The following is a 25058-nucleotide window of genomic DNA, read 5'->3' as shown; positions in this document are numbered from 1 at the left end:
ACATCAGAAACATAATGTTTCGAGCAATCATTGTATGAAGGGAGTCAATCTATGAAATTATTTACAAAAACCACGTTAGCCGTTGCTGGTATTGGTATTGCTAGTATGGCATTTGCTGCTGACCCATTAGCCAATACGACTTGGCAGACATATGATGAAGGCAAGCCAAAAGGTACGGTAAAAATTACTGAGTCAAATGGGGTACTGACAGGTACGCTCATTGCTACTAACTCAGCCAAAGGCAAAAAGCATATAGGCAAGACCATTATTAGAGGTCTAAAATCTGATGGTGGCGGTAAATACAGCGGTGGTACGATTACTGATCCTGAAAAAGGCAAAGATTATCGTATGACGGCAAATCTAAGTGGTAATACTTTGAAGCTAAGAGGCTATATTGGTCCATTCTCTCGTAGCCAAGAGTGGAAAAAGAAATAAGTCGATCAAGTAGTTTTTTATCAGATCTGTACTTAATAGATAAAATCCCGCACTACCGAAAGGTACTGCGGGATTTTTTATGTTTTATATTTTATTGTGTCAGTAAGGGGAGGTTACTCAATAAAATAATAAACGCTGACACTACGGTAAGTAGTATCAGCGTATCGAACGATAGGGTTTAGACTATTAAGAGATCTTATCTGATAAATTCTGGATAAGCTTCCATACCACACTCTGCAATATCAGCACCTTCGTACTCATCTTCTTCAGAGATACGGATACCGATGACAGCTTTGATGATGACCCAAACGATGAAGCTTGCAACAAATACCCAAGCAAAGATGGTCGCAGCGCCTGCAATCTGACCGATAAAGGTAGATGCTGGGTTGGTAATTGGTACGATTAGTAGACCAAACAGACCAACCACGCCATGAACTGAGATTGCACCCACTGGATCATCAATTTTGATTTTATCTAACGCTAAGATTGATAATACGACGATGACACCAGCGGCAACACCGAAAAGAGTGGCTTGTAGCGCAGAAGGGGTTGATGGCTCTGCAGTAATGGCGACTAGGCCGGCTAATGCACCGTTTAGGAGCATGGTTAGATCCGCTTTACCAAAGATGATACGAGCGATTAACAGAGCGCCTACAGCACCGCCAGCAGCAGCAGCATTGGTATTCAAAAAGACCATGGCAACAGAGTTGGCACTGGCGATATCGCCAAGTTTTAGTACTGAACCACCGTTGAAACCGAACCAACCCATCCATAGGATCAGCGTACCAAGCGCGGCTAGTGGAAGATTGGCGCCAGGAATCGCACGTATCTCACCGTTAGGACCGTATTTACCTTTACGGGGTCCTAGGAGTAATACACCTGCTAGAGCAGCAGCAGCGCCCGCCATGTGTACGATACCAGAGCCTGCAAAGTCAGAGAAACCCATGTCACCTAGGTTAAATAACCCAAAGACATCGTTGCCGCCCCAAGTCCAACTGCCTTCTAATGGATAGATAAAGCCCGTCATGACAACAGCAAATAATAAGAAAGCCCATAGCTTCATACGCTCAGCAACAGCACCTGAAACGATTGACATACAGGTTGCTACAAAGACAACTTGAAAGAAAAAGTCCGAGGCTGCAGAGTAGACGGAGTCACCACTAAAGCCATTTTCGGCAGAGGCTGCTAACGCGTCTTCTACCAAGGTGTCGCCGCCTGCAATTCCGCTCAAGAACAGATCGCCACCATACATAATAGCGTAGCCGCATATCATGTACATGATACTGGCGGTTGCAAATAGCGCGACATTCTTAGTTAAGATTTCGACCGTGTTTTTTGATCGGACCAATCCGGCCTCTAACATAGTGAAGCCAGCTGCCATCCACATGACCAACGCCCCACAGATCAAAAAGTAAAACGTATCGAGCGCATACTGGAGCTCAAAGATTTGACTTTCCATTTAAATTCCCCTTGAATTTACAATATAGATATCGGTATGACCGATAGATAAAAATGCAGTAAGAGCCTTTCTCTATAAATCGATGTTTATAGATATGGCCTCAAATCTAGATAGCATCAGGTCCGGTTTCGCCCGTACGGATACGAATGACTTGCTCAAGCGCAGTGACGAAGATTTTGCCGTCACCAATCTTGCCAGTGCTAGCGATACGAGTGATTGCTTCAATAGCAGGTTCAACCATCTCGTCGATCACAGCGACTTCGACTTTTACCTTAGGTAAAAAGTCCACCACGTATTCTGCGCCGCGATAGAGCTCTGTGTGACCTTTTTGACGACCGAAACCTTTGACTTCAGTGACGGTAACACCTTTAACACCGATGTCAGAAAGCGCTTCACGCACATCGTCGAGCTTAAACGGTTTTAAGATCGCAGTGATTAGCTTCATAAAAAATTCCTTATTTGTGTGATGCCGCAGATTGATAGAGGCATTATGGTGCATCGTCGTATCTCTGCTTTGCTTACGGTAAGTTATTCAAGAACTGTGCCAACCTACTCAAGGGGGAGGTAGAATTGGGTTTATTTATTCAAAAATAACCGCGGTTGCAACAGAGTATATGGGTGACGATGTAATGATGAGAGCCATCATTATAAACATAGTAAAAGCGAATTAACCTTTAGCGTTTGGTTAATGAAAACTTTATTATAACCAACTTTTTAGGTGCTTGGGGAGGCTATCCCTCTATTTCATGTGACGATTTGCTAACTTGAGTTTAGTAATAAAATGAACGTTTGATGACAGCTGATTAAAGCTAAATAGAGGAGAGGTCGCGGTAAGCGGCAGAGACCAAAAGAGTCATTGGTGCTCTGCGCTTATATAGATAGGCTATGTGTGTAGATAAAACGATGCTTAAGCCTTAGGAAAAAGGAGGTATGGTGTTTTGGTGTTGCCTAATAACTTCTTAGTATCGCTGCCTTGTAGCAACTCACGTAAACGCGATTGGCCAAACGCGCCTGTTATGAGTAGGCCGATATCGTTTTGGTTTTGGTAGTAATTTAAAGCCGCCGCAACATCACGGCAGTCTAATAATGTTTTTTTAGATTTGATACCTGCTTGCTTGAGCTTCGCGTATGCTTCACGTAGGGCGTCACAGTTATCAGAGGTTTCTTTACCGATCATGACAATATGAATGGTCAAGGCACGCACGAGCGGGGTTTTACACAACCAATTAAGTAACTTATGGCATGTTGGACTGTTGTCAAAAGCAAACAAAGCGGTAGTAGGGGGCAAAAATGGTGCATGTGTCACCAAAATGGGGCAGTGGCTGACTCTAATCAGTTGTCCTAATGTCGATTTGCACGTGACATGATGACCGATGACGATCAATTGTGCCTTGTCATCGACGTAATCGATACTCTGGTTCAGGTTTTCATGACGATGCAAGGTATAAGTTTTAAGCTTATGAGGCTTTTGCTCGCAATACGTGGTAGCTTGAGACAGTAATAGTCTGCCCTGTGCTTTTAGCTCACAGTTGCCCAAATGCTCTTTGGTTGTGAACTGCTCAAGCAAGGCATTTTCATCATCGATATTGAGACAACCTGAATAATTGATTGCAGCTTTTTGCTGTAAGCTTGGGACTGAATGCAGCAGTCCTACAGGCGCGCGCAAGCGAATAGAAGCCCACATGCTGGCCTCTAATACAGCTTGAACATGATCAGGACAGTCCAAGCAAGCAATGACACTATCTGGTTTTAAGTTACTCATAAAACGGCCACATCATTCTAATCATCAAAATCAGCCACTCAGCGTAGGGCTAAGGCATCACGTACATACCCAACTCTTTTGACCAACGCAGCTGTCTATTTATCCATCGATTCACAAATCACTCATCGATTCACAAAACCTTGCCATACATCAATGACAAGTTAGACGTAGATTTGCTTAATCTAATAAGCCAATATCTCGGCGATCGTGAATAGAGAAGCGGTCAATAAGGGTTCGACTCGCATTGTTGAGTCCTACCACTTTGACATTAATACCTTCACGTTGCAAGCGCATGACCAGCTTGTCCAAGGTATCAACAGCACTGATGTCCCAAAAATGTGCATGGCTGACGTCAATTTGAATGCTGTCTACCGCTTCTTTGGTATCAAAGCTATTCAAAAACTGTGTCGTAGAGGCAAAGAACACCTGTCCTTGAACATAATAATAACGGGTATTGCTACTATCATCGTACTCACTGAATATGGTTAAGAACTGACCAATCTTATTGGCAAATGCTAAGGCAGATAGCAACACGCCAACACCAACGCCATAAGCTAAGTTGTGCGTAAAGACAGTGGTCAATACCGTCGCTAGCATCACTATATTGAATGACATCGGATGGGTTTTGAATTCGCGAATAGATTGCCAGTTAAACGTGCCAATCGATACCATAATCATGACAGCAACGAGAGCTGCCATCGGAATTTGGCTGACCCATTCACTTAAGAATACCACCATGATAAGCAGTACTACACCTGCGATCAAGGTAGAAAGGCGCGTGCGTCCACCGGATTTTACATTAATCATTGACTGACCAATCATCGCACAGCCTGCCATACCACCGAAGAAACCTGACACCACGTTAGCTATGCCTTGACCACGGCACTCTTTGTTCTTATCACTTGGCGTATCGGTCAGCTCATCGACAATCGTCGCAGTCATCATAGACTCTAATAAACCCACAATGGCAAGCGCAATAGAATAAGGAGCAATAATCAACAATGTATTTAGGTTCAATGGAATATCAGGCAACAAAAACACAGGCAACGAATCTGGCAAATCACCCATGTTACCGACGTTACGAATATCAAGATTCATATACATGGCGACCGCTGTCAAACCAACGATACAAATCAATGGAGAGGGAATCACACGGCCTATTTTAGGGATAAGTGGAAACAGATAAATAATTGCCAAACCCACAGCCGTCATGATATATACCGTCATACCGACACGCTCAGTCATGGGATTTAATTCTGGTAACTGGGCGGCGAATATCAATATTGCCAGTGCGTTGACAAAGCCAATGACGACTGAGCGCGAGACAAAGCGCATCAAATTACCAAGCTTTAGGATGCCCATGACGACCTGAATGACGCCGCACAATAAGGTCGCAGCCAGTAAATAGCGCAAACCATGATCGGCAACCAAATCAACCATGACTAAGGCCATAGCACCCGTTGCTGCCGAAATCATACCTGGACGACCACCGACAAAACTGATCACCACAGCGATACAGAATGAGGCATATAGGCCGACTTTTGGATCCACACCTGCGATAATAGAAAAGGCAATGGCTTCTGGAATAAGCGCCAAGGCGACAACCAAGCCCGATAAAACGTCACCGCGAACGTTGGAGAACCACTCGTCACGCAAGTTATCAACAAAAGATATCATAAGTAAACTACATAGGGTTAGAGGCAAAAAAAGTAATCATTACTCATTTATAAAATGATCGTGTCACTAAAAATAGCTATTCATTTTTCTTTTACGTCAACATGCACAGGTCATGTTGCCGTGTTGGAATGTGAAAGGTCAATCATAAGTATGTCTACTGATTTTTTTGGTATCACAAATACGCTCATCAATATTCAAAAAGATGATAAGAGCAATAAAACTACCTAAAATATGGTTTGAACCAGATTGCTTAAAATAGGCTATAAAAAAGGCCTATCGTAAGACATAGAATCAGCAATCACTTGCTGCAGTAGAGGGTAATCAATAATCTGCCAGAAAAGAATGCGGGTCTGACATCCCATTGTGACACTTGAATCATTGCTAAAGAGACGTGACAATAGCGCGATTAATGTGACAACATGATAAACTAAAATGCTTGGGTGAACTGCTTTATCATATAGCAATGTCACGCATCAATTAAGTTAGCTATTATAGCATTAGCCACTGAATATAAAAATAGGCGAATAATAGCACAAACACATAAAAAATCAGTACCGAAATCTGAACGATACCGTTATGATGCTTGTCATCTCGACGGTGTCATTTGGAGTCGCTATCCGCATCAGTGTGCTTGATGACATCTCGCTCGTTCAATAGAAGGAATAGATATGACCGCTCATAACGCAACAGAAACCTTGATCCACAAGGGTAATGGTCTACAGGTCGTGGTTGGTTTGGGACAGTCTGGGTTATCGGTCGCGCATTATCTTGCCAAACAAGGCTATCAAGTGGCGGTAACAGATGCACAGGTCGCGCCTACACTGGCAGCACAACTGCCAGATGAGATTGAGGTTCGTCAGTTTGGTAACATTGATGCAGAATTATTGCAGCAAGCTGCCCGCATTATTATCAGTCCTGGTATCTCGCTTGACACACCTGCCATTGCAGCAGCTCGTCACGCAAATATTCCCGTCGTCAGCGACATTCAGCTTTTTTGTGAGGCTTGTACGGTGCCGATCGTGGCGATCACAGGCTCCAATGCCAAAAGCACCGTGACCACCTTAGTGGGGCAAATGGCAGCAGACGCTGGTATCAATGTGGGTGTGGGCGGCAACATAGGGATACCGGCACTCACTTTGCTGGATAATACGAACATGGAGCTGGCGGTGCTAGAACTATCTAGCTTTCAACTAGAAACCGTCACAAACTTGGGGGCAAAGGTTGCTACTGTCCTCAATATGTCGCCAGATCATCTCGATCGCCATGGTGATATGCTGGGCTACCATCAGGCCAAACATCGTATTTTCCAAGGCGCTAAGTCCGTCGTCATCAACCGTGAGGATGCACTCACCCGTCCATTGGTTGCAGACAATCTGCCAAGGATCAGTACTGGCATCCATGCGCCTGACAAAGGACAGTACGGCCTGATAACAGATGGGGAAGGTCAAACATTTATTGCGCGTGGTACAGAAAGGTTACTGTCCGCAGACAAACTGTTGATGAAAGGACGTCATAATCTGCTAAACGCGCAAGCAGCTTTAGCGCTCGGTGAGCTTGCAGGTTTGCCCCTTGAGAGTATGCTCGAAACGTTACAGCAATTCACAGGTCTTGAGCATCGCTGCCAGTATATAGGGAGCTTTGCTAATATCGACTATTTTGATGATTCTAAAGGCACCAATATTGGCTCGACCATGGCTGCTATCGAAGGGCTAGGCGCGGTCTATGCACCAAAAGATGGTAAGCTATTATTGATTTTGGGCGGGCAAGGTAAAGGTCAGCAGTTTGGCGAGTTGACGCCCTTTATCAATCAGTATGTCAGCCAAGTGCTGTTTATTGGTGAGGATGGCAAGCAGATTGAGCAGCATTTACGCGCAACGAAATTAAGCGACGATGTGGCATTGCATCAATGCCAAACATTAGAAAACGCCTTTGTCACTATTCAGCAAGTCACTGCCAGCAGCCTATCGCAAGTGCAAGCGGTATTGTTGTCACCTGCCTGTGCCAGTTTTGATCAATACAGTGGTTATGCGGCTCGCGGTGAGCATTTCAGTCGATTGGTTGCTCAGTTAGACACGGCACAATCAGATAGCACGATTATCAGTTAAAAGTTTTAAATGGCTATGGGCTCGAACAGATTAGCTTAGATAGTGTAGTAGCATGTGAGTTACTTATTAACCAAAGCAGCATTTCTCGTATAAATGATTGTTTTGCTTATAAATTGCTGCTACTGTCGATCGTAATGACTCTGGTTGCTAGATAAATGATTGCTCAAGCATTTTTTGATGATTGAGGGTTTTTATCATCGTCTATCTAGTAAGATTTACTTTATGATTTTTTAAACGGTGGCGTTTCATAGACGTCGTGTTTTTTCGTTTGTTAGTGTATATAAAATTATGGCGCTCTCTTCTTTTTTTCGTTCTTCGCCCAAAACCAAGCAAGCCTCTGGCTCAGATGGTGTGCTTTCTATGCCATCAGCGCGCGCAATTTTACTATCGAGCGTAGGTTGCATGATGGTACTTAGTCTGCTGATGGTGGCTTCTGCTTCTATTCCTTTTGCGCTCAGTCGCGGTATGACGGAGCTGTATTTTTTCAATAATCAGCTACTTTACATGACGATTGGGTTAATCGTCGCCATTATCCCTTATTATGGTGTGTCGTTACGGACGCTATATAAGACTGAAACGCAGTTTCTTTTGTTGGGTATTACTGGTATTTTGCTGGTGGCAACGCTGTTTAGTACACCCATTAACGGCTCTAAGCGCTGGCTCACGCTGGGAGGCTTTAACTTTCAGGTAGCCGAGTTGGCTAAGCTTGTCATGATTGTGTTTGTCTCTGATTTTGTGGTGCGCCGCTCTTTTGAGGTTCGTAATGGCCTAGACGGCTTTTTACGCATTATGCTAGTGGTGGTACTGATAACGATACTGCTATTGTCGCAGCCAGATTTTGGTTCTTTTGTCGTTATTTTGGGGACGCTATTTGCGATTTTTTATATCGCTGGAGCACCTTATAAGCATTTCTTAGCATTGGGTGCGGCAGCCGTTGGTGGCGCAGTGTTGATGGTGACCACGGCAGAGTATCGATTGGTACGTGTGATGTCGTTCATGGATCCGTTTGATGATGTGCAGGATACCGATTATCAGCTGGCACGTAGTCTGATTGCTTTTGGCCGTGGACAGTTTACCGGGGTTGGTTATGGCGAAAGCGTGCAAAAACTGTCGCATTTGCCTGAGGCGCATACTGACTTTTTATTGGCGATTACGGGTGAAGAATTGGGTTTTGTTGGTGTCAGTATGGTATTGATACTTGAAGCATTGATTATCGGTAGTGCGATGCGTATCAGTTACAACGCGCTAAAACGTCGCCAAATGCGCATGAGCTATACCGCGTTCGGTATCGGTGTGGTGTTTATTGCGCAGACGATTATTAATGCGGCGATGAACATGGGTGCCATTCCTACCAAAGGTCTCACCATGCCATTCTTTAGTTATGGCGGTTCTTCAATGTTGATTAGCTTGATGATGGTGGCTTTATTATTAAAAATATATAAAGAAAGTCCTGAGATTGAAAAGAGCCAATGCCGCTACTACTAAAAAGTTTAAATTAGTCTATACATTCTATGATCAAGCACTAAAAAAGCGCCGCAAACAGTGGCGCTTTTTGCTATCTATTTTTTTTGTGAGTTGCTTTTTAGTTATCTTCAATAAGGCGAATTCAACTGCTGCTTCCCTCGTAGCGGCGTATTGTCCCATTGAGCAATTGCTTGCTTGAGCATATTGGCTGGTGTGTCGATATCGACCTTTGGTTGCTGGAGTAGCTCTAATCCATGAGTAATGAGACGGCTTGGGTCTGAGGTATCAATTGGCTGCGCAAGATTTTGCTTAGAGAGCTTTTGACCGTCAGCATTATTGATTAATGGTAAATGATACCAATGGTCGATGGTTGGCAGTTGTGCCGCCTGCATGATACTGATCTGTGCTGTGGTCATGGGTAAAATGTCCAAACCACGCATGATATGAGTTACCTGTTGTAGGCCGTCATCAATGCTGGCTGCCAGTATATAATTGATCATACCGTCTTGACGACGAGCCACCATATCTCCTAGTGTCTGCTGCGGATTGTCCCATTGCAGTCCTTGGATACCATCGTGAAAGCCAATTTTATAGTCTGGCAGCTGTATACGTAATTTATGCTGTTGCCTATCAAGGCCAGATGCAACACAGCGTCGTGGGTAACGCTGTCTGTTTGGCTGCGTTTGATTGCATGGTTGTGTTAAGTTAGCATTATTGTGATGTCTATTAATTTCCTCTTGCGCCCAATATTGCTCTAGGTATTTGCGTGAGCACTGGCAGCCGTAGGTCAATGGGCGTAACGATGAAGACAAGTATTCGTTATAAATATCAATACGTTCAGACTGATAAATGACATCACCGTCCCAGTGCAACCCAAGCACCTCTAAGTCCATCAAAATCTGTTCAGTAAACTGTCTATCACAGCGCTCGGTGTCGGTATCTTCGATACGCAGCAGCCACTGTCCACCGAGCGATTTGATATGGCAAAAGCTTGCAAGTGCCGTGGTCAAAGAACCAAGGTGCAACTCACCCGTTGGTGAAGGGGCAAAGCGGCCAATAGGCTGGGATGATTTGGTGTGAGATGGCGTATCAGTAGGAATAGTTTTCACAATAAATGGCTATCGATAAAAATAATACAGATAGAATAATAAAAATCAGGTCCAAAAGATATTTATTAAATGAGATTGTTTCGTGAGGAAAGGCAACATTTCACCAACGCTCCCTCTACTCAACACAGAGTAGGGGGAGCGTTTGCGTGAAGAGGCAGTCATCTAAACGGTCGTCTAAAATGCAAAAAGCGACCACTCATAGGGTCGCTTTGTTTTACAGTCATCTTAGTTCTATCTGATTTAAGCGCCTTGGTTTTGGCGTTCTTTAATCTCAGACAAGGTCTTGCAGTCGATACATTGGGTTGCGGTTGGACGTGCTTCTAGACGGCGCAAACCGATTTCTACGCCACAAGTTTCACAAAATCCATAGTCATCATTTTCGATTTCCAATATGGATTTGTCGATTTTGCGGATAAGTTTGCGTTCACGGTCACGTGTGCGTAAAGCAAGGGCAAACTCTTCTTCTTGAGTGGCACGATCATTGATATCAGGCATGGCGCTTGATTCGTCTTGGATGTAGCTTTTGGTACGATCCGCTTCGCCAATCAGTTGGTTTTTCCATTCCAACAAAATCGCCTTAAAATGCTCTAACTGTGCATCAGACATATACTCTTCGTCTGGGGCTGGCACATAAGGAGTAAACTTGACTTCACTTGGATTTGTGGTCACGGTGCTCATATAGGTATCCTACTTTTTCAAATTAATTCAATAAAACGACGTATCAAAAGACAAGACGTTATCAGTTTTACAAACGCTATAATTTGTCCTTTTATCAAACGTTTTACCACTTGGTAACACAAGTAACACAGCTGATCAAATAATATCGTTATGCTGGTCTATCGGTATCGACACACCATTGCTTAGGTATACTGCGATGCAAAATTTTCGTTCAATAGCATGGCTGCAATCATGTGGTAAATGACTGACTGTGAAAAACGATTTTAGCTACTATATTGCTGACTAATGTGAGATATCAGGTCATTTCGCTTCATTTTACAAGTTGTATCATTGTTTTTAATAATAATGAAGTTATTTTTTATCCTGATCTCATTTTTGCTTAATCTACTCTCTAGTGCCACTTCAGTTAATAGGTGCTAAATCCTTGACGTGTAAGCGCTATAGCTATTTTATGCACCAATAAATATGGGCATTAAGTATCCAGTCTTTCAATCCAGCTTGCAACCTTTCCATTGTTGGCTAATTGCAACCAGCGGTAACCAGGCAAGCAAGCTTCATCGTAAGCAAAATCATGCGAATAAGGTTTAAATTGATAGCAGGTAGATGGTGTGCTATAAACAGTCACACCTTGACGATGACGAATCTGCTCTTGGTGAGTATGACCGCTAATGATTACCTGTAAATGCTCAAAAGGCGCCATATACTCCCAAAAAGTTTCAGCGTTTTGCGCCATATGGGTGTCAATCCAGTCAGAATCTACTGGGATGAGGTGATGGTGTAGGGCGATAAGCGCAGGCTTATCACATGCCTCAAGCCGTTTGCATAACCAATCAATATCTGTAGTGGTTATCTCACCTGCCACTTTCCCTGTGATAGACGAGTCTAATAACAGTAGCTGCCAGTGATCACTCTCAATGATGTGCCGACTGAGTAAGCGTGAGTCAGCAGGCTGGGCAATGAGTGTCCGCTGAAAAAACGGCAAGTCTTCACCATTCTCATCAGTCACATCGTGATTGCCAGCGATACATACAAAAGGAATTTGAGTTGCCTGTAGTACGGCAAAAATATGGTCATAGGTGGCGGGCTTTACTTTACTGACCAGATCGCCAGTCACGATAATCAAATCACAGCGAATATCTTCACTCAGTGCTTGCTGCAGTACAGCTTCAAAATTACGCTGACAATCACCCACTTCATTGACATGACTACTGTCAGTATCAGCAGCGACAGGCGTAGATAGATGCAAATCAGTGATTTGTAAAATATTTATCTGTTCATCGGACGTGCTGATTTTATTGACGGGATAGTTCGGCATTGGGTCGGTCCCTTATCGAATCAAAACAATGGTCATTGTGAGAACGAATATGGATAAATGATCTACTATTTTCAAAATTATATTAGGGCGTGTTGAACATTCGACCATGGCACTGACAGCGACTATTTTTTAGGCGATTCGATGTTAAAAATAATAAGTTTAGTCATTCTAAGCGCTTATTTTTAACGATGAAGCGGCAAAAAAGAGTCCTGTCCCCTGCTTTTATCGTTGGGACTGATGCTAAAATTGCCCCATACTGCGTTACAAATCTCGCTAAGGCATCTGCATTATCGTCGCTTTGTGCCTTGTCTGGAACAATTTTAGCGATCAGCAGTGCCTATTTGTGAATGTTCAACACGCCCTAATCTATTATTAACACTAATTAATGACGAGTCATATAGTGAATCGGTACAAATAATGGCAAAGCAAGTTTATAACATAAAGCCAATGAAAGCTCTAGTGATATCAATGAAATAAAGTTGACTAAAGCAGATGTATAATGCTGCTATAGCCTATATATCAGCACGCTAGCGCGCTGACCGAAATTTTATTTTGGCTAGCTTCGAAATCATTAGCGCGATAAAAAACAATATCGCTAATATCAATACGATAGAGAGTCCAGTCTGGATATCTAGCCAGATACTTCCCCACACGCCAAGCGTCACGCCGAGCTGCGCAATGATAAACGCTGTGATCACCATTTGTTTTGGTGATGAAGACCATAAGCGTGCCGTTAGTGCAGGTAATACCAATAAACCACTGATCAATAAGCTTCCAACAGCTTGTAGCGCAATCGCACAGAACCCTGCAAGAACACCCATAAAAAATAGTCGCTGGCGGGTCGGGTTAATGCCTTGAATGCGAGCTAATGCTTCATGAGTTGCAAGTTTTATTTGAGCGGGCCAAATATACAATAGTAGCCCCAACCCAGCCAGTACACTACCAGCGAGTAGTGGCAAATCCGCCCAGTCCAGTTCAAGTAAATTGCCAAATAAAAACCCCAAGACATTGGCTTGTTGATTGGTCAGCTGCGTTAAAGTCAATAGCCCCAAACACAACAGCGTGACGGCTACCACCGCAAGCACGGCATCAGCTGGCAGACGGTCATCATCCATCAGTACCAGACACAGCACCACCGCTGCACTAACCAATGCCACACCTATACCCATGGGCAACTGCCACCAAGCAGCAAGTGCGACTCCAAGCAAGGTACCATGTGCTAAAGCATCGGCAAAGAATGCCATGCGTCGCCACAAGACTAAGCATCCTAAAGGCGCTGATAGTAGGGCTAAAATACTGCCAGCGATCCAAGCAGGTGCAATAATGGCTAACCAAGCGGTCATAAGAAGTGTCCGTAAAATTTTTATAAGAAAAGTTAGTGCTGTCTATCGGTCTGGTAACGCTGGCTTTAACGAATTTGATGTTAGCTATTTTCGATTTAGTTCATCATTGTTTTTGGTCATTATCGTTATAGCTCGCTTGGTGCATGATGCTCGCAAGCATGTGGCTGATGCACATATGGCTGCTCATAATGATGACCAAATAGCTTTTGAAACTCAGAGCTCATAGCAAGCTCGCTTGGTTGTCCTTCACAGCAAATGTGCTTGTTGAGACAAATGACACGGCGACTGCCTTTCATTACCCAGTGCAGATCATGTGATACTACCAGCATCGCACAGCGCAAAAACTCCGGCAACTCATCGATAAATTGATATAACCAAACCTCGGTATCAGGATCGAGACCCTGCATCGGTTCATCTAGAATAAGTAAATTGGGCTTATCTAATAGCGCCCTTGCCAGTAGCACTCGCTGCGTCTCACCACCTGATAATTGCAGCATTTGTCGTGACAATAAATGCGTTAGTGATAAATTATCAAAGATAAACTGTCGCTGCTCAGCGGTAAGGCGTCTCTTATCTGCTTGTCCCAACAAATCGCAGACGCGCAGCGGCAATATGGGTGGCACAGCGAATCGCTGCGGTACATAGCCAAACTGTAGCTGTTGATGAGCTGTGATACTGCCTTTTGTGGATTCGATCAGACCCAAAATAAGCTTGACCAACGTTGACTTACCCGCACCATTAGGTCCGATAATACTGACGGTCTCATTGATTGCAATATCGATATCAATATGTGAGAGCAAACGTTGGTGGCCGATATGGTAGCTGACGTCGTTCAAGCTCAGCAGTTTGCCAGCTTCATTCGTGGTACTACTATTCACAATAGCAGTAGTCGACTGGTTAGAGGGTGAGGTAGACAGGCTCATAGGATAACAACGAATAGGTAAATGGATAATACAAATAAACAATCAAGGACAGCGACGTACTTTTCAGGCAACCAAAGAGCCTCAATAAATCTTACTGGCAAACTTGGCAACGACCACTCAGCTCAATAACACTACGCTCAACCGTAAAACCGACATCTTGTTCAGCGAAACTCATCATTTCTTGTACTGGTAAGCTGCTACATTCTTGAACTCGCTGGCACTGATCGCAGATTAAAAAGGCAGCTGTGTGCTGTGCTCTGGGATGGCAGCAAGGAACATAAGCATTGATAGACGTTAATTGATGAATCAACCCTTCACTTAGTAAAAACTCTAAGCTGCGGTAAACCGTCGGCGGCGCAACATTTTTTGGCGCTCGCTTTTTGGTTGATGGTTTTTCTACAGATTGCTTTGATAAGCCAGATGCTTTTAGCGTATCACTATCATCCATCTCAAAGAGGCGCATTTGCTGCAATTGCGTGATTAAGTCATAAGCACCAACAGGTTGATCAGACTCTAAAACCAGCTGATATATTTGCTGGCGCAAAGGGGTAAAACGTGCCCCACTTAGACGACAGTGCTCTTTTGCTGCTGCTAAGCGTTCAATAACGTCATGCGGAGTCAAATCTTGCACATCATGTAAATGTTCGCAATTCGATGAGGTAGTAGACATAGTACAGGCTCCCAAAATAGCATGGTAATCGCATGACGTTTTTTATGATAGCGTTTTCTATTGTTATAGTATAACATAATAAACGTGAAATCGAATCAGTTGTCTCACATCGCTTATATATATTGATCATTTTTTATCCAATGATGCGGCACGACACTGTGACTCATAACTTTGTTACTCATTGATTAAAGAGCTTACCATGAACTCTGCTTTTACTTATTTACGACGCTCAATCATTACGTTACAGCGCTTACTGATTACAGGATTGGTAGTCTTAGGCTCTTTTACATTAAGCGCGCACGCAGCAACGGTCAGTGTCAGCAATCATCCCATGTTTTTACTCAGTCAAGCCGTAACGGAAGGCACACCTTCTGCTAACCAAATTTTACAAGCTGGCGATGTGGGGCATCATGGCAGTATTAGTCCAAGTGATAAGAAAGCCATTCAAGACAGTAAATTTGTGGTTTGGTTTGGTCCCTCATTAGAAAACAGCCTGACTGGCAGTTTAGAGATGGCACCTAATGCCATTGACTTATTTGCTTTTGATGCTTTTACTCGGCATCCTCTTCGTGATATTCAAGGAAAGCCTATTGCGGGCACGTTTGATCCACATATCTGGCTCGATCCTGAAAATGCAAAGGCCATTACTCGTGCCTTAGCTGTTATTCATAGCCATGCCAATCCAGAGTATAAAAGTACCTACCAAGCCAACGCCAAAAAATTTGCACAGCGTATGGACAATGCTGTAGCGAAAATACAGCAATCCACACAAAAACAGCGTCCTTATTGGGCCTATCACGATGCCTATCAATATATTGAAAATGCCACAAAAATAAAGCTGGCAGGTAGCTTAAGCCCAGACCATCACCTTGCTCCAAAAGCAAGTCAATTGCGCTGGCTTAATGATAATCGTCCAACCAAACAAATGTGCTTAGTCAATCAGAGCACCGCTAGCAAAGGATTGCTTGTCAAATTGCAGCCTATCAATACCACTGTCCAAATCGAAGACATGAGCGATAGCGAAGACTTTGTAGAAGGATGGACAGAAATGGCTCAGCAAATCCACCAATGTATATCCTAGAATAGGAATCTATTCGTTAGGGTTGTTCTATAAGCTAAAGTTTTAAAAAGAGTGAGACAGCTGTTTTTCAAGTATCTGGTACGGCTACGTAACATAGCAATACTAGTGGGTTGCGTTAGGTGACTGATAAAAGTCATATTTTACTTGCTTAATAGTGGCTGTCTCCTTATAATAAGTGGCGTTTTATTTTGGTTTAAAGATAATGCCTGTAGAGTAAGTCATTTACGGATAAAAGTGATGTAAGTATGCTATATTATCCCAATGCTGAAAGGCTATAGGAATATCGATGACCAAGCCTGCCAAACGCACGCAAAAAGATAAAATAGGCATCTATATCAAACGGCAAGCATGGATATTGTTTATCCTTATCATTATTGCTTGGATTATAGATACGATTTGGTTACGTAGTGAGCTTACTGTAGCAAAAAGCGCCGCCATTGGTGCGCTGCTCAGTTTTACGACTCAAGTTGTTTTTGCTTTTTTTATCTTTTGGTACACTGGATATCGCGCGCGCCAACATATCGTTAGCCAGCTATATCGAGGTCAGATGGCTAAATGGCTATTGACTGTGTTTGGTTTCGCACTAATTTTTATTACCGTACAACCCCTATCGGCACCTGCGCTATTTATCGGTTTTATGGTAATGCAAATTAGTCACAGTTGGATGTTGTGGCATATACGCTAGCGCTAATAAATGATCACTACATAGATAATTTATTCATAGTAATGGCAAGTCACCCTGCCGTCCAACTTCTCTATGACTAGTTCAAAAAGTCAAAGTACAAAACTGTCCCATGACAGCACCATTGATTATAAAAATCGAAGTATGAGCCTTTATATGAGGCGTAGTATGCAACGACACAATGATAGGGTAGAGTCAATTTAGCTACTAATATCATTGATGATTAAATTTTTACAGTTTAGTTATGGACGACTAACTATATTAGTAGCCGTTATTGTCAGCTAACTTATTCATACATTGGATAATAAAATCATAATTGACTTTACACGAATACTACGCTGCATTAATATAGACAGCTAAATATTTTGTTTATAAGCGCTGCACTAAGCGCCGGTCGTAAAAAACGGCCAGTAGACAAGCACATATATAATAATTTTGCGTATACATGCAAGGGCTATTACTGAGTTATCATAAGCCCTTTTTTGATAGCTAAAATTTATGTCAAGTTATCAAATATAGCATTAGTAATAGAACTATGGGTTGGATGTTGTTGGTTACATGGGTGCTTTTAGTATGATTTATTTGTTTGCTTAATTGCAGGGCAAATAGAAATAACAAACCCCATCAGATGACAACCATATTTTTGGTAGTTGATTAAATCGTTGATTAATAAGAAGCTTACATTATGGCATCCGAGCAAACATCATCAGAATATATCTCTCACCACTTAACGAATTGGACGTACGGTTATCTGCCGGGCGAAGGTTGGAAAGTCGCTCATACTGCTGAAGAAGCAGCGCAAATGGGCTTTAACGCTATCCATCTTGATTCTATGCTCTGGTCAGTGGGTCTGGGTATTTTATTTTGTACCATCTTTTGGATGGTTGCCAAAAAGGTTACTTCAGGCGTACCAAGTAAAACTCAAGCAGCGGTTGAGATGATCGTTGAGTTTGTTGATAACAACGTTCGTGATTCTTATAGTGGTACATCAAAATTGATCGCGCCATTGGCGTTGACTATTTTTGTTTGGATCTTCTTGATGAACTTGATGGATTTGATCCCTGTTGATTTTATTCCAGGTTTAGCTGGCCAAGTTGGCGCTGCTATGGGTCATGATCCCCATCATGTTTTCTTTAAGATTGTTCCAACGACTGATCCTAACATCACGCTTGGCATGTCGTTCTCTGTCTTTGCACTGATTATCTTTTATAGCATTAAAGAAAAAGGGTTGGGCGGCTTTATCGGTGAGTTAACACTGCATCCATTTAGTGCCAAAAACCCAATCGTACAAGCGATTTTGATCCCGATCAACTTCATCCTAGAAGCAGTTACCTTAATAGCAAAACCTGTATCACTCGGTTTGCGTCTGTTTGGTAACATGTATGCTGGGGAATTGATTTTCATACTGATTGCTCTAATGCCGTTTTGGATTCAATGGGCGTTATCGGTACCGTGGGCTATCTTCCACATCTTAGTTATTACACTTCAAGCGTTCGTATTCATGATGCTGACGATAGTTTATATGTCGCTTGCATCATCAACTGAACATTAATTAGACATTCAATAGGTAAATGAGGATACATCAATGGATCCAGTATTAGGTGGTTACACAGTTATCGCAGTAGCACTACTTATCGGTCTTGGCGCACTTGGCACAGGTATTGGTTTTGCTATTCTAGGTGGTAAATTCTTAGAAGGCGTTGCTCGTCAACCAGAGCTTGGCTCACAGTTGCAAACTCGTATGTTCATCGTAGCAGGTCTTTTGGATGCTATTCCGATGATCGGTGTTGGTATTGCTATGCTATTGTTGTTCGCTAACCCTCTAGCAGGTTAATCCGAAAGCTCAGTTGTACATGTTTGGTGCTCAAGGGTTTTCTATTAAATATAGTCAAGATTTGACTACCAAACATGATCAATGAAACTGGTTTTTCATTAACAAAGAGGTGATCACGTGAATATCAATTTTACCCTCGTCGGTCAAGCCATTGCTTTTGCAATATTTGTGGTTTTTTGCATGAAATTCGTGTGGCCACCACTTATCGGTGCCATCAATGAGCGTCAGCGCAAAATCTCTGAAGGTTTGAATGCCGCAGAAAAAGCAAAAGCAGATTTGGCAACCGCGGAGCAAAATGTCCAGCAGGAACTTGATCTTGCAAAGACCAAGGCTGCCGCTCTAATCGAGCAAGCAAACAAGAGTGCCAATCAGCTCATCGAAGATGCAAAATCGCAAGCCCAAGCGGAAAGCGAGCGCATTCGTCAACAAGCGCAAGCGTCTATCGACCAAGAAATCAATCAAGCGCGTGAATCATTACGTGCCCAAGTTGCTGAACTGGCTGTACTTGGTGCAGAGAAGATTTTGCAAGACAAAGTCGATGTGCAAAAACATGCCAGTATGTTAGACCAACTGGCGGCGAAGCTGTAATTGTGAGGATATAATGGCTGACTTATCAACCTTAGCACGACCGTACGCTAAAGCCGCGTTTGACTATGCCAATGAAAACGGCGCTGTAAACGAGTGGGAAGATTTCTTACTTGTCGCTAGCACTGTTGTCAATGACAAGTCGTTCAGTACTTGGCTAGACAATCCAGCTGTTTCTGCTGAGCATAAGTCAGCTGCTTTGGTCGATCTTTATGGCTCACAAGTAGCCGGTGATAGCGACTCTGCTTTTAAACAGCTACTGGGCGAGAGCAAAGGTTCTCGCTACGGTAACAGTATTAGCTACCCTAAAGTATCACCCCAGCTCAATAATTTTGTTAAGCAGTTGGCGCAACAAGAGCGTCTGGCGCTGCTTCCTGAAGTTTATGAGCATTATCGCCGTCACAAGGCAATAAGCTTAAAGCAGCTTGACGCATATGTGACTTCTGCCTACCCATTGACCCATGAACAGCGTCAAATGCTGCAAACGCGTCTTGCTACATCACTAAATGCAAGCATAGTCATTCATGAATCAGTGGATCCAAGCTTATTGGCAGGCGCTACAATCAAAGTCGGTGACAAAATCATTGATGATTCGATGCGCGGCAAGTTACAACAGTTAAAAACACAGCTAACTGCCTAATGCCATTTATCGACGCAGTCATATAATGTCTGCGTGACAGTAAGAGCATTTGAGTCAGTGGGCGGGTTATCATAAATTAAAGGAAACAAGGCAATGCAACAATTGAATCCAGCGGAAATCAGTAACCTGATTAAGCAGCGTATTCAAGACCTTGATGCGGGTGCAACTGCAAAGAATGAAGGCACGATTGTCAAAGTATCTGACGGTATCGTGCAGATTCATGGTCTTGAAGATGCCATGTACGGCGAAATGATTGAGTTTGAAGGTGAAGTCTACGGAATGGCGCTTAACTTAGAGCGTGATTCTGTTGGTGCAGTAGTACTAGGTGACTTCCTAAAATTACAAGAAGGTCAAAAAGCCTATTGTACTGGTCGCATTCTTGAAGTACCCGTAGGTCCTGAGCTGCTAGGCCGTGTTGTTGACGCTTTGGGTAATCCTATTGATGGCAAAGGTCCTATCGATGCCAAGATGACTGACAAAGTTGAAAAGATCGCCCCTGGTGTTATCGATCGTCAGTCAGTAGATCAGCCAGTGATGACTGGTTATAAAGCCGTAGATACTATGATCCCAATCGGTCGTGGTCAGCGTGAGCTTATCATTGGTGACCGTCAGACTGGTAAAACAGCAATGGCTATCGATGCGATCATCGCACAGAAAGCTTCAGGCATTAAGTGTATATACGTGGCTATCGGTCAGAAACGTTCGACCATCGCTAACGTGGTACGTAAGCTTGAGCAAACTGGCGCACTAGAATACACCACTGTTGTGGTAGCTTCAGCGTCGGAGCCTGCAGCACTACAGTATATCGCGCCTTACTCAGGTTGTACGATGGGCGAATACTTCCGTGACCGCGGTGAAGATGCACTGATTGTATTCGATGATTTATCAAAGCAAGCCGTTGCTTATCGTCAGATTTCACTATTGCTACGTCGTCCGCCAGGTCGTGAAGCCTATCCTGGTGATGTATTCTATTTACACTCACGTTTACTTGAGCGTGCATCACGCGTAAACGCGGATTACGTAGAAAAGTTCACTAACGGTGAAGTGAAAGGTAAAACTGGTTCTTTAACCGCACTACCAATCATCGAAACACAAGCTGGTGACGTATCTGCATTCGTACCAACCAACGTCATTTCGATCACTGATGGTCAGATCTTCCTAGAGTCTAGCTTATTCGCCTCAGGTATCCGTCCAGCAGTCAACGCTGGTATCTCGGTATCGCGTGTTGGTGGTTCTGCTCAGACTAAGATCATCAAAAAGCTCTCTGGTGGTATTCGTACCGCACTGGCTCAGTATCGTGAATTGGCAGCATTTGCTCAGTTTGCCTCAGATCTTGATGACGCCACTCGCGAACAGCTTGATCATGGTGAGCGTGTGACTGAATTGATGAAGCAAAAGCAGTATCAGCCAATGTCAATCTCTGAGCAAGCAGCGGTTATCTATGCATCAAACGAAGGCTTTTTAGCTGACGTACCAGTCGAGAAGATTGGTTCTTTTGAGGAAGCCTACTTGCGTTATATGCATGATGAACAAAGTGAATTGATGCGTGAGATTGATGACACTGCGAACTACAATGATGATATCGCAGGTCGTTTAAAGTCAGCGTTAGAGACCTTTAAACAAAATCACAGTTATTAATTTAACGGGTTAAGCCGAAGTGGTTATGACTGTCGTTAGAAAAGTGGCGCGTTGTCTGACTAGATATTGGCGCCACTGTCTTAACCATGACCGGTATTAGATCGCGTAATGCCACAAGATATAAAATGTTATTCTATAAAAGTGATGTTGTATATCAAATGATTGTTGCATGCGCCAATGCTTTTTAACCCTCTTATATTGGAATCATTATGGCAAGCTTAAAAGAGATACGTGCCAAAGTCACCAGTATTAAAAGCACCCAGAAAATCACTCGTGCCATGCAAATGGTAGCAGCGAGTAAGATGCGCCGTGCTCAAGAGCGCATGGAAGTGGGTCGCCCGTATGCTGATAGTATGCGCCGGGTTATTTCACATTTGGTGCATGCCTCATCAGACTACAAACATCCGTATATGGTATCGCGTCCAGTCAATAAGGTTGGCTATATTGTCATCACCTCTGACCGTGGCCTAGCGGGTGGTTTGAATATTAACTTATTCAAAGCTTTAACTAAAAGTATCCAAGATTATCAAGATCAGTCAGTACAAGCTGAGTTTGCAGTCATCGGTGCCAAAGGTGTCAGCTTCTTCAAAAACTTTGGTGGTAATGTTACATCGGCTGTGACCGATTATGGTGACAAACCAACGTTTGAGCAATTAAATGCACCGGTTCAAGCCATGCTTGAGGACTACAGTAACGGTAAACTTGACCGTATCTATGTGGTCTATAACCGATTCGTCAATGCGATGACTCAGAAGCCAACTGTTAATCAGTTGGTACCTCTACCAGAGCAGTCATTTGGTGATGAAGACAGTGGTCTACAGACAGAACTTAGCTGGGATTATATCTACGAGCCTGACATCAAGACGTTGATTGATGAATTGCTTGGTCGCTATATCGAGTCGATTGTTTATCAAGCGGTAATGGAAAACATTGCCTCTGAGCAGTCGTCACGTATGGTCGCGATGAAAGCGGCAACAGATAATGCTGGTGACCTTATTAACGATTTACAGTTGGTTTATAACAAGCTGCGTCAAGCGGCGATTACCCGAGAAATCTCGGAAATCGTTGGCGGTGCTGCTGCTGTTTCATAATTGACTACACCTATATATAGAAGTTCAAGGAGAACGCAATGAGTAGCGGTCGTATTGTACAGATTATTGGCGCGGTTCTTGACGTTGAGTTCAACCGTAATGAAGTTCCTCAAATTTTTGATGCCTTGCAAGTAGATGGTACCGAAACCACCCTAGAAGTACAGCAACAGCTAGGTGATGGTATCGTACGTACTATTGCAATGGGTTCAACCGAAGGTTTAAAGCGTAACCTACCTGTTACTAATACTGGTGCACCGATTTCTGTGCCTGTAGGTACTGGTACGCTAGGTCGCATCATGGATGTTCTTGGTCGTCCTATCGATGAAGAAGGTCCTGTTACTGCTGATGATAAATGGTCTATCCACCGTGAAGCACCAAGTTATGCTGAGCAATCAAACAGCACTGAGCTACTAGAGACGGGTATTAAAGTTATTGATCTACTTTGCCCGTTTGCTAAAGGTGGTAAAGTTGGTCTGTTCGGTGGTGCTGGTGTTGGTAAGACCGTTAACATGATGGAGCTGATCAACAACATCGCTCTAAAACATGAAGGTTTATCAGTATTTGCTGGTGTTGGTGAGCGTACTCGTGAGGGTAACGATTTCTATCACGAAATGCAGGAAGCTGGCGTTGTAAACACTGAAGACTTTAGTAAGTCTAAAGTAGCAATGGTATATGGCCAGATGAATGAGCCACCAGGTAACCGTTTACGCGTTGCACTGTCTGGTTTGACCATGGCTGAGTACTTCCGTGATACCAAAGATCCTGTTACTGGCAAAGGTCGTGACGTACTGTTGTTTGTTGATAACATCTACCGCTATACACTAGCGGGTACAGAAGTATCGGCACTACTTGGCCGTATGCCATCAGCGGTTGGTTATCAGCCAACACTCGCTGAAGAGATGGGCTTACTGCAAGAACGTATTACGTCAACGCAGTCAGGTTCGATTACTTCAGTTCAAGCCGTTTACGTACCTGCAGATGATTTGACCGATCCATCACCTGCTACAACGTTTGCTCACTTGGATGCAACAGTCGTACTAAGCCGTGATATCGCATCACAGGGTATCTATCCTGCGGTTGATCCATTAGATTCGACGTCGCGTCAGCTAGATCCACAAGTTATCGGTGAAGAGCATTACAACGTTGCTCGTGGTGTTCAGGAAGTATTGCAGCGTTATAAAGAGCTTAAAGACATCATTGCTATCTTGGGTATGGATGAGCTATCAGAAGAAGATAAATTGGTTGTTTATCGCGCTCGTAAGATTCAGCGCTTCTTGTCTCAGCCATTCCACGTCGCTGAAGTCTTTACGGGTGCACCTGGTAAATACGTACCACTACGCGATACCATTGCTAGCTTTAAAGCAATCATCTCAGGTGAGTATGATGACCTGCCAGAACAAGCATTCTACATGGCTGGTAGCATCGATGAAGTTGTTGCTAAAGCTGAAAAAATGAAGTCTTCTGCAGCGTAAGTTGTATGAGCATGAGTTAATGAGTAGGTATAATATAAATTTTATATCTACTCTTTAGTAACGCATCGCAGTGTTTACTGTTTTTTGATTGCGCTTTGATGGTAAGGAGTTAAGTATGGCAACGTTACAATGTCGCGTCGTAAGTGCTCGTGAAGAGTTGTATTCAGGCGAAATTAGCATGTTAATAGCTACTGGTACCGAAGGCGAGATTGGTGTATTGCCAGGTCACACACCGCTGATTACTTTGCTAAAACCGGGTGCAATGCGAGTGCAAAAAGCAAACGGCGAAGAAGAAATCATTTATGTTTCAGGTGGTGTACTAGAAGTACAACCAAAAATGGCAACTGTATTGGCTGATACCGCTATGCGTGCGCACAATCTTGACGAAAGCAAAATCGTTGAAGCACGCAAAAAAGCAGAGCAAATGCTGGTCAATCAGTCTGATACACTACAAACCAATGCAGCTTTAGCGTCGCTTGCAGAATCAGTCGGACAATTACAAACTATTCGCAAGTATAAAAACCGCGCGTAAAGCAGAGTTTTGGTTAGATATTTTTAGCTTGGATTCTCAAGCAACAATAAGACAGTCCTTTATGGACTGTTTTTTTGTGCCTATGGATTTTTTATTGTCAGTCTTTTTTAAGCTAAATTCACTAAATTCAAATAGATGAATCCATCATTCATGTCTTCTTTAAAATATAGCCACTCATCCATTGTCACATAAAATAATATGAGAATTTGTCCAAAAGTGACTGGCGACAATCGTAATATGTCGTTATATTAGACAATGAAACATTGTAAATAGGGAGTGATGATTGAGCGCATGTAAGCTTAATGTATCACTCATTTTGACAATTTATATGTATTTAGGCAGTGATTGGCAAATCAGAATAAAACGATTAGCCAGTAGAGGATAAATCACTTTATTCTTGGACGTAAACTAAAGTTTTATTCGGTATAGTTTATAGGTTTTGTTAACGACTATCAGCTATAGTATAGCAAGCGATAGGTTTAATAGTATACTGTGCTGCTAAGTTTGTAACAGCTATACGAACATCGATTGTGCCACTTTATGGTGCTATTAATTTTTACCGC

General features: G+C 43.1%; 23 protein-coding genes. 13 read left to right on the top strand and 10 right to left on the bottom strand.

The annotated features are described in order from the left end of the window. Nucleotides 1-51 precede the first annotated feature (51 nt). Nucleotides 52-435 carry a DUF2147 domain-containing protein gene (locus tag PSBA01_RS02560; RefSeq protein WP_071002789.1) on the top strand — a complete coding sequence of 128 codons (384 nt, stop codon included), beginning with the start codon at nt 52-54 and terminating at the stop codon, nt 433-435. Nucleotides 436-631: 196 nt separating this feature from the next. Here the strand turns inward: PSBA01_RS02560 and PSBA01_RS02555 are convergent, their stop codons facing one another. From PSBA01_RS02555 to PSBA01_RS02540, 4 genes are all read right to left on the bottom strand, one after another. Then, entirely contained in the window at nt 632-1894 is a 1263-nt protein-coding gene (locus PSBA01_RS02555) for an ammonium transporter (RefSeq protein ID WP_186474966.1), read from the bottom strand. A 106-nt stretch (nt 1895-2000) separates the two neighbouring features. After that, nucleotides 2001-2339, bottom strand: coding sequence for a P-II family nitrogen regulator (locus PSBA01_RS02550; protein WP_010197981.1), 339 nt, complete (start codon nt 2337-2339; stop codon nt 2001-2003). Between the two features lie 462 nt (nt 2340-2801). Next, complete coding sequence (locus tag PSBA01_RS02545; protein WP_186474965.1) at nt 2802-3656, bottom strand: universal stress protein; 855 nt, start codon at nt 3654-3656, stop codon at nt 2802-2804. Between the two features lie 177 nt (nt 3657-3833). Then, nucleotides 3834-5333 carry a SulP family inorganic anion transporter gene (locus PSBA01_RS02540; protein WP_071002792.1) on the bottom strand — a complete coding sequence of 500 codons (1500 nt, stop codon included), beginning with the start codon at nt 5331-5333 and terminating at the stop codon, nt 3834-3836. 668 nt (nt 5334-6001) lie between these two features. Between PSBA01_RS02540 and murD the strand changes: the two genes are divergently transcribed. Next, nucleotides 6002-7438, top strand: a complete 1437-nt coding sequence (gene murD, locus PSBA01_RS02535; RefSeq protein WP_186474964.1) for a UDP-N-acetylmuramoyl-L-alanine--D-glutamate ligase — start codon at nt 6002-6004, stop codon at nt 7436-7438. Between the two features lie 288 nt (nt 7439-7726). After that, nucleotides 7727-8923: a putative lipid II flippase FtsW gene (gene ftsW / locus PSBA01_RS02530; protein ID WP_186474963.1), complete on the top strand. Its 1197-nt coding sequence runs from the start codon at nt 7727-7729 to the stop codon at nt 8921-8923. Between the two features lie 107 nt (nt 8924-9030). On the opposite strand, the gene gluQRS is transcribed toward ftsW, so the two are convergent. The 6 genes from gluQRS to PSBA01_RS02500 all read right to left on the bottom strand — a co-directional run bounded on the left by gluQRS (nt 9031) and on the right by PSBA01_RS02500 (nt 14940). Continuing rightward, nucleotides 9031-10011, bottom strand: a complete 981-nt coding sequence (gluQRS, locus tag PSBA01_RS02525; protein WP_379542900.1) for a tRNA glutamyl-Q(34) synthetase GluQRS — start codon at nt 10009-10011, stop codon at nt 9031-9033. A gap of 240 nt (nt 10012-10251) precedes the next feature. After that, nucleotides 10252-10689: an RNA polymerase-binding protein DksA gene (dksA, locus tag PSBA01_RS02520; protein WP_071002794.1), complete on the bottom strand. Its 438-nt coding sequence runs from the start codon at nt 10687-10689 to the stop codon at nt 10252-10254. 472 nt (nt 10690-11161) lie between these two features. Further along, entirely contained in the window at nt 11162-12004 is an 843-nt protein-coding gene (locus PSBA01_RS02515) for a metallophosphoesterase (RefSeq protein WP_071002795.1), read from the bottom strand. 527 nt (nt 12005-12531) lie between these two features. Continuing rightward, a complete protein-coding gene (locus PSBA01_RS02510) occupies nt 12532-13347 on the bottom strand; it encodes a metal ABC transporter permease (protein WP_071002796.1) in 816 nt (271 codons plus the stop codon). Between the two features lie 125 nt (nt 13348-13472). Further along, nucleotides 13473-14270 (bottom strand): metal ABC transporter ATP-binding protein, encoded by a 798-nt coding sequence (locus PSBA01_RS02505; protein ID WP_083328917.1) that lies wholly within the window; start codon nt 14268-14270, stop codon nt 13473-13475. A gap of 91 nt (nt 14271-14361) precedes the next feature. After that, nucleotides 14362-14940: a Fur family transcriptional regulator gene (locus PSBA01_RS02500; protein WP_058023499.1), complete on the bottom strand. Its 579-nt coding sequence runs from the start codon at nt 14938-14940 to the stop codon at nt 14362-14364. Between the two features lie 199 nt (nt 14941-15139). On the opposite strand from PSBA01_RS02500, the gene PSBA01_RS02495 reads away from it, so the two are divergent. From PSBA01_RS02495 to PSBA01_RS02450, 10 genes are all read left to right on the top strand, one after another. Next, nucleotides 15140-16021, top strand: coding sequence for a metal ABC transporter solute-binding protein, Zn/Mn family (locus tag PSBA01_RS02495; RefSeq protein WP_071002797.1), 882 nt, complete (start codon nt 15140-15142; stop codon nt 16019-16021). Nucleotides 16022-16307: 286 nt separating this feature from the next. Continuing rightward, nucleotides 16308-16706: an ATP synthase subunit I gene (locus PSBA01_RS02490; protein ID WP_071002798.1), complete on the top strand. Its 399-nt coding sequence runs from the start codon at nt 16308-16310 to the stop codon at nt 16704-16706. Between the two features lie 682 nt (nt 16707-17388). After that, nucleotides 17389-18255 (top strand): F0F1 ATP synthase subunit A, encoded by an 867-nt coding sequence (atpB, locus tag PSBA01_RS02485; protein WP_058023502.1) that lies wholly within the window; start codon nt 17389-17391, stop codon nt 18253-18255. A 33-nt stretch (nt 18256-18288) separates the two neighbouring features. Further along, nucleotides 18289-18537: a F0F1 ATP synthase subunit C gene (atpE, locus tag PSBA01_RS02480; protein WP_010197960.1), complete on the top strand. Its 249-nt coding sequence runs from the start codon at nt 18289-18291 to the stop codon at nt 18535-18537. 117 nt (nt 18538-18654) lie between these two features. After that, nucleotides 18655-19125 carry a F0F1 ATP synthase subunit B gene (locus PSBA01_RS02475; RefSeq protein ID WP_071002799.1) on the top strand — a complete coding sequence of 157 codons (471 nt, stop codon included), beginning with the start codon at nt 18655-18657 and terminating at the stop codon, nt 19123-19125. A gap of 13 nt (nt 19126-19138) precedes the next feature. Further along, a complete protein-coding gene (locus PSBA01_RS02470; protein ID WP_093070149.1) occupies nt 19139-19762 on the top strand; it encodes a F0F1 ATP synthase subunit delta in 624 nt (207 codons plus the stop codon). A gap of 93 nt (nt 19763-19855) precedes the next feature. Beyond that, a complete protein-coding gene (atpA, locus tag PSBA01_RS02465) occupies nt 19856-21400 on the top strand; it encodes a F0F1 ATP synthase subunit alpha (protein WP_071002801.1) in 1545 nt (514 codons plus the stop codon). Between the two features lie 209 nt (nt 21401-21609). Beyond that, nucleotides 21610-22491 (top strand): F0F1 ATP synthase subunit gamma, encoded by an 882-nt coding sequence (atpG, locus tag PSBA01_RS02460; RefSeq protein WP_058023506.1) that lies wholly within the window; start codon nt 21610-21612, stop codon nt 22489-22491. A 38-nt stretch (nt 22492-22529) separates the two neighbouring features. Continuing rightward, nucleotides 22530-23963 (top strand): F0F1 ATP synthase subunit beta, encoded by a 1434-nt coding sequence (atpD, locus tag PSBA01_RS02455; RefSeq protein WP_071002803.1) that lies wholly within the window; start codon nt 22530-22532, stop codon nt 23961-23963. Between the two features lie 115 nt (nt 23964-24078). Next, the gene (locus PSBA01_RS02450; RefSeq protein WP_093070152.1) at nt 24079-24495 is read left to right on the top strand and encodes a F0F1 ATP synthase subunit epsilon; all 417 of its coding nucleotides are present in this window, start codon (nt 24079-24081) and stop codon (nt 24493-24495) included. Nucleotides 24496-25058: the final 563 nt, after the last annotated feature.

Origin of the sequence: Psychrobacter sp. KCTC 72983 (genome assembly GCF_014280455.1) — a bacterium.
In the GTDB taxonomy this organism is placed as follows: domain Bacteria; phylum Pseudomonadota; class Gammaproteobacteria; order Pseudomonadales; family Moraxellaceae; genus Psychrobacter; species Psychrobacter pacificensis.
The sequence above is the reverse complement of the archived record's forward strand: the minus strand, read 5'-3'. Positions and strand labels throughout refer to the sequence as shown.

What these genes read in the sequence shown, in the direction of transcription:
- PSBA01_RS02560 (WP_071002789.1), top strand. Translation starts at nt 52, where the DNA reads ATGAAATTATTTACAAAAACCACGTTAGCCGTTGCTGGTATTGGTATT.
- PSBA01_RS02555 (WP_186474966.1), bottom strand. Translation starts at nt 1,894, where the DNA reads ATGGAAAGTCAAATCTTTGAGCTCCAGTATGCGCTCGATACGTTTTAC.
- PSBA01_RS02550 (WP_010197981.1), bottom strand. Translation starts at nt 2,339, where the DNA reads ATGAAGCTAATCACTGCGATCTTAAAACCGTTTAAGCTCGACGATGTG.
- PSBA01_RS02545 (WP_186474965.1), bottom strand. Translation starts at nt 3,656, where the DNA reads ATGAGTAACTTAAAACCAGATAGTGTCATTGCTTGCTTGGACTGTCCT.
- PSBA01_RS02540 (WP_071002792.1), bottom strand. Translation starts at nt 5,333, where the DNA reads ATGATATCTTTTGTTGATAACTTGCGTGACGAGTGGTTCTCCAACGTT.
- murD (WP_186474964.1), top strand. Translation starts at nt 6,002, where the DNA reads ATGACCGCTCATAACGCAACAGAAACCTTGATCCACAAGGGTAATGGT.
- ftsW (WP_186474963.1), top strand. Translation starts at nt 7,727, where the DNA reads ATGGCGCTCTCTTCTTTTTTTCGTTCTTCGCCCAAAACCAAGCAAGCC.
- dksA (WP_071002794.1), bottom strand. Translation starts at nt 10,689, where the DNA reads ATGAGCACCGTGACCACAAATCCAAGTGAAGTCAAGTTTACTCCTTAT.
- PSBA01_RS02515 (WP_071002795.1), bottom strand. Translation starts at nt 12,004, where the DNA reads ATGCCGAACTATCCCGTCAATAAAATCAGCACGTCCGATGAACAGATA.
- PSBA01_RS02510 (WP_071002796.1), bottom strand. Translation starts at nt 13,347, where the DNA reads ATGACCGCTTGGTTAGCCATTATTGCACCTGCTTGGATCGCTGGCAGT.
- PSBA01_RS02505 (WP_083328917.1), bottom strand. Translation starts at nt 14,270, where the DNA reads ATGAGCCTGTCTACCTCACCCTCTAACCAGTCGACTACTGCTATTGTG.
- PSBA01_RS02500 (WP_058023499.1), bottom strand. Translation starts at nt 14,940, where the DNA reads ATGTCTACTACCTCATCGAATTGCGAACATTTACATGATGTGCAAGAT.
- PSBA01_RS02495 (WP_071002797.1), top strand. Translation starts at nt 15,140, where the DNA reads ATGAACTCTGCTTTTACTTATTTACGACGCTCAATCATTACGTTACAG.
- PSBA01_RS02490 (WP_071002798.1), top strand. Translation starts at nt 16,308, where the DNA reads ATGACCAAGCCTGCCAAACGCACGCAAAAAGATAAAATAGGCATCTAT.
- atpB (WP_058023502.1), top strand. Translation starts at nt 17,389, where the DNA reads ATGGCATCCGAGCAAACATCATCAGAATATATCTCTCACCACTTAACG.
- atpE (WP_010197960.1), top strand. Translation starts at nt 18,289, where the DNA reads ATGGATCCAGTATTAGGTGGTTACACAGTTATCGCAGTAGCACTACTT.
- PSBA01_RS02470 (WP_093070149.1), top strand. Translation starts at nt 19,139, where the DNA reads ATGGCTGACTTATCAACCTTAGCACGACCGTACGCTAAAGCCGCGTTT.
- atpA (WP_071002801.1), top strand. Translation starts at nt 19,856, where the DNA reads ATGCAACAATTGAATCCAGCGGAAATCAGTAACCTGATTAAGCAGCGT.
- atpG (WP_058023506.1), top strand. Translation starts at nt 21,610, where the DNA reads ATGGCAAGCTTAAAAGAGATACGTGCCAAAGTCACCAGTATTAAAAGC.
- atpD (WP_071002803.1), top strand. Translation starts at nt 22,530, where the DNA reads ATGAGTAGCGGTCGTATTGTACAGATTATTGGCGCGGTTCTTGACGTT.
- PSBA01_RS02450 (WP_093070152.1), top strand. Translation starts at nt 24,079, where the DNA reads ATGGCAACGTTACAATGTCGCGTCGTAAGTGCTCGTGAAGAGTTGTAT.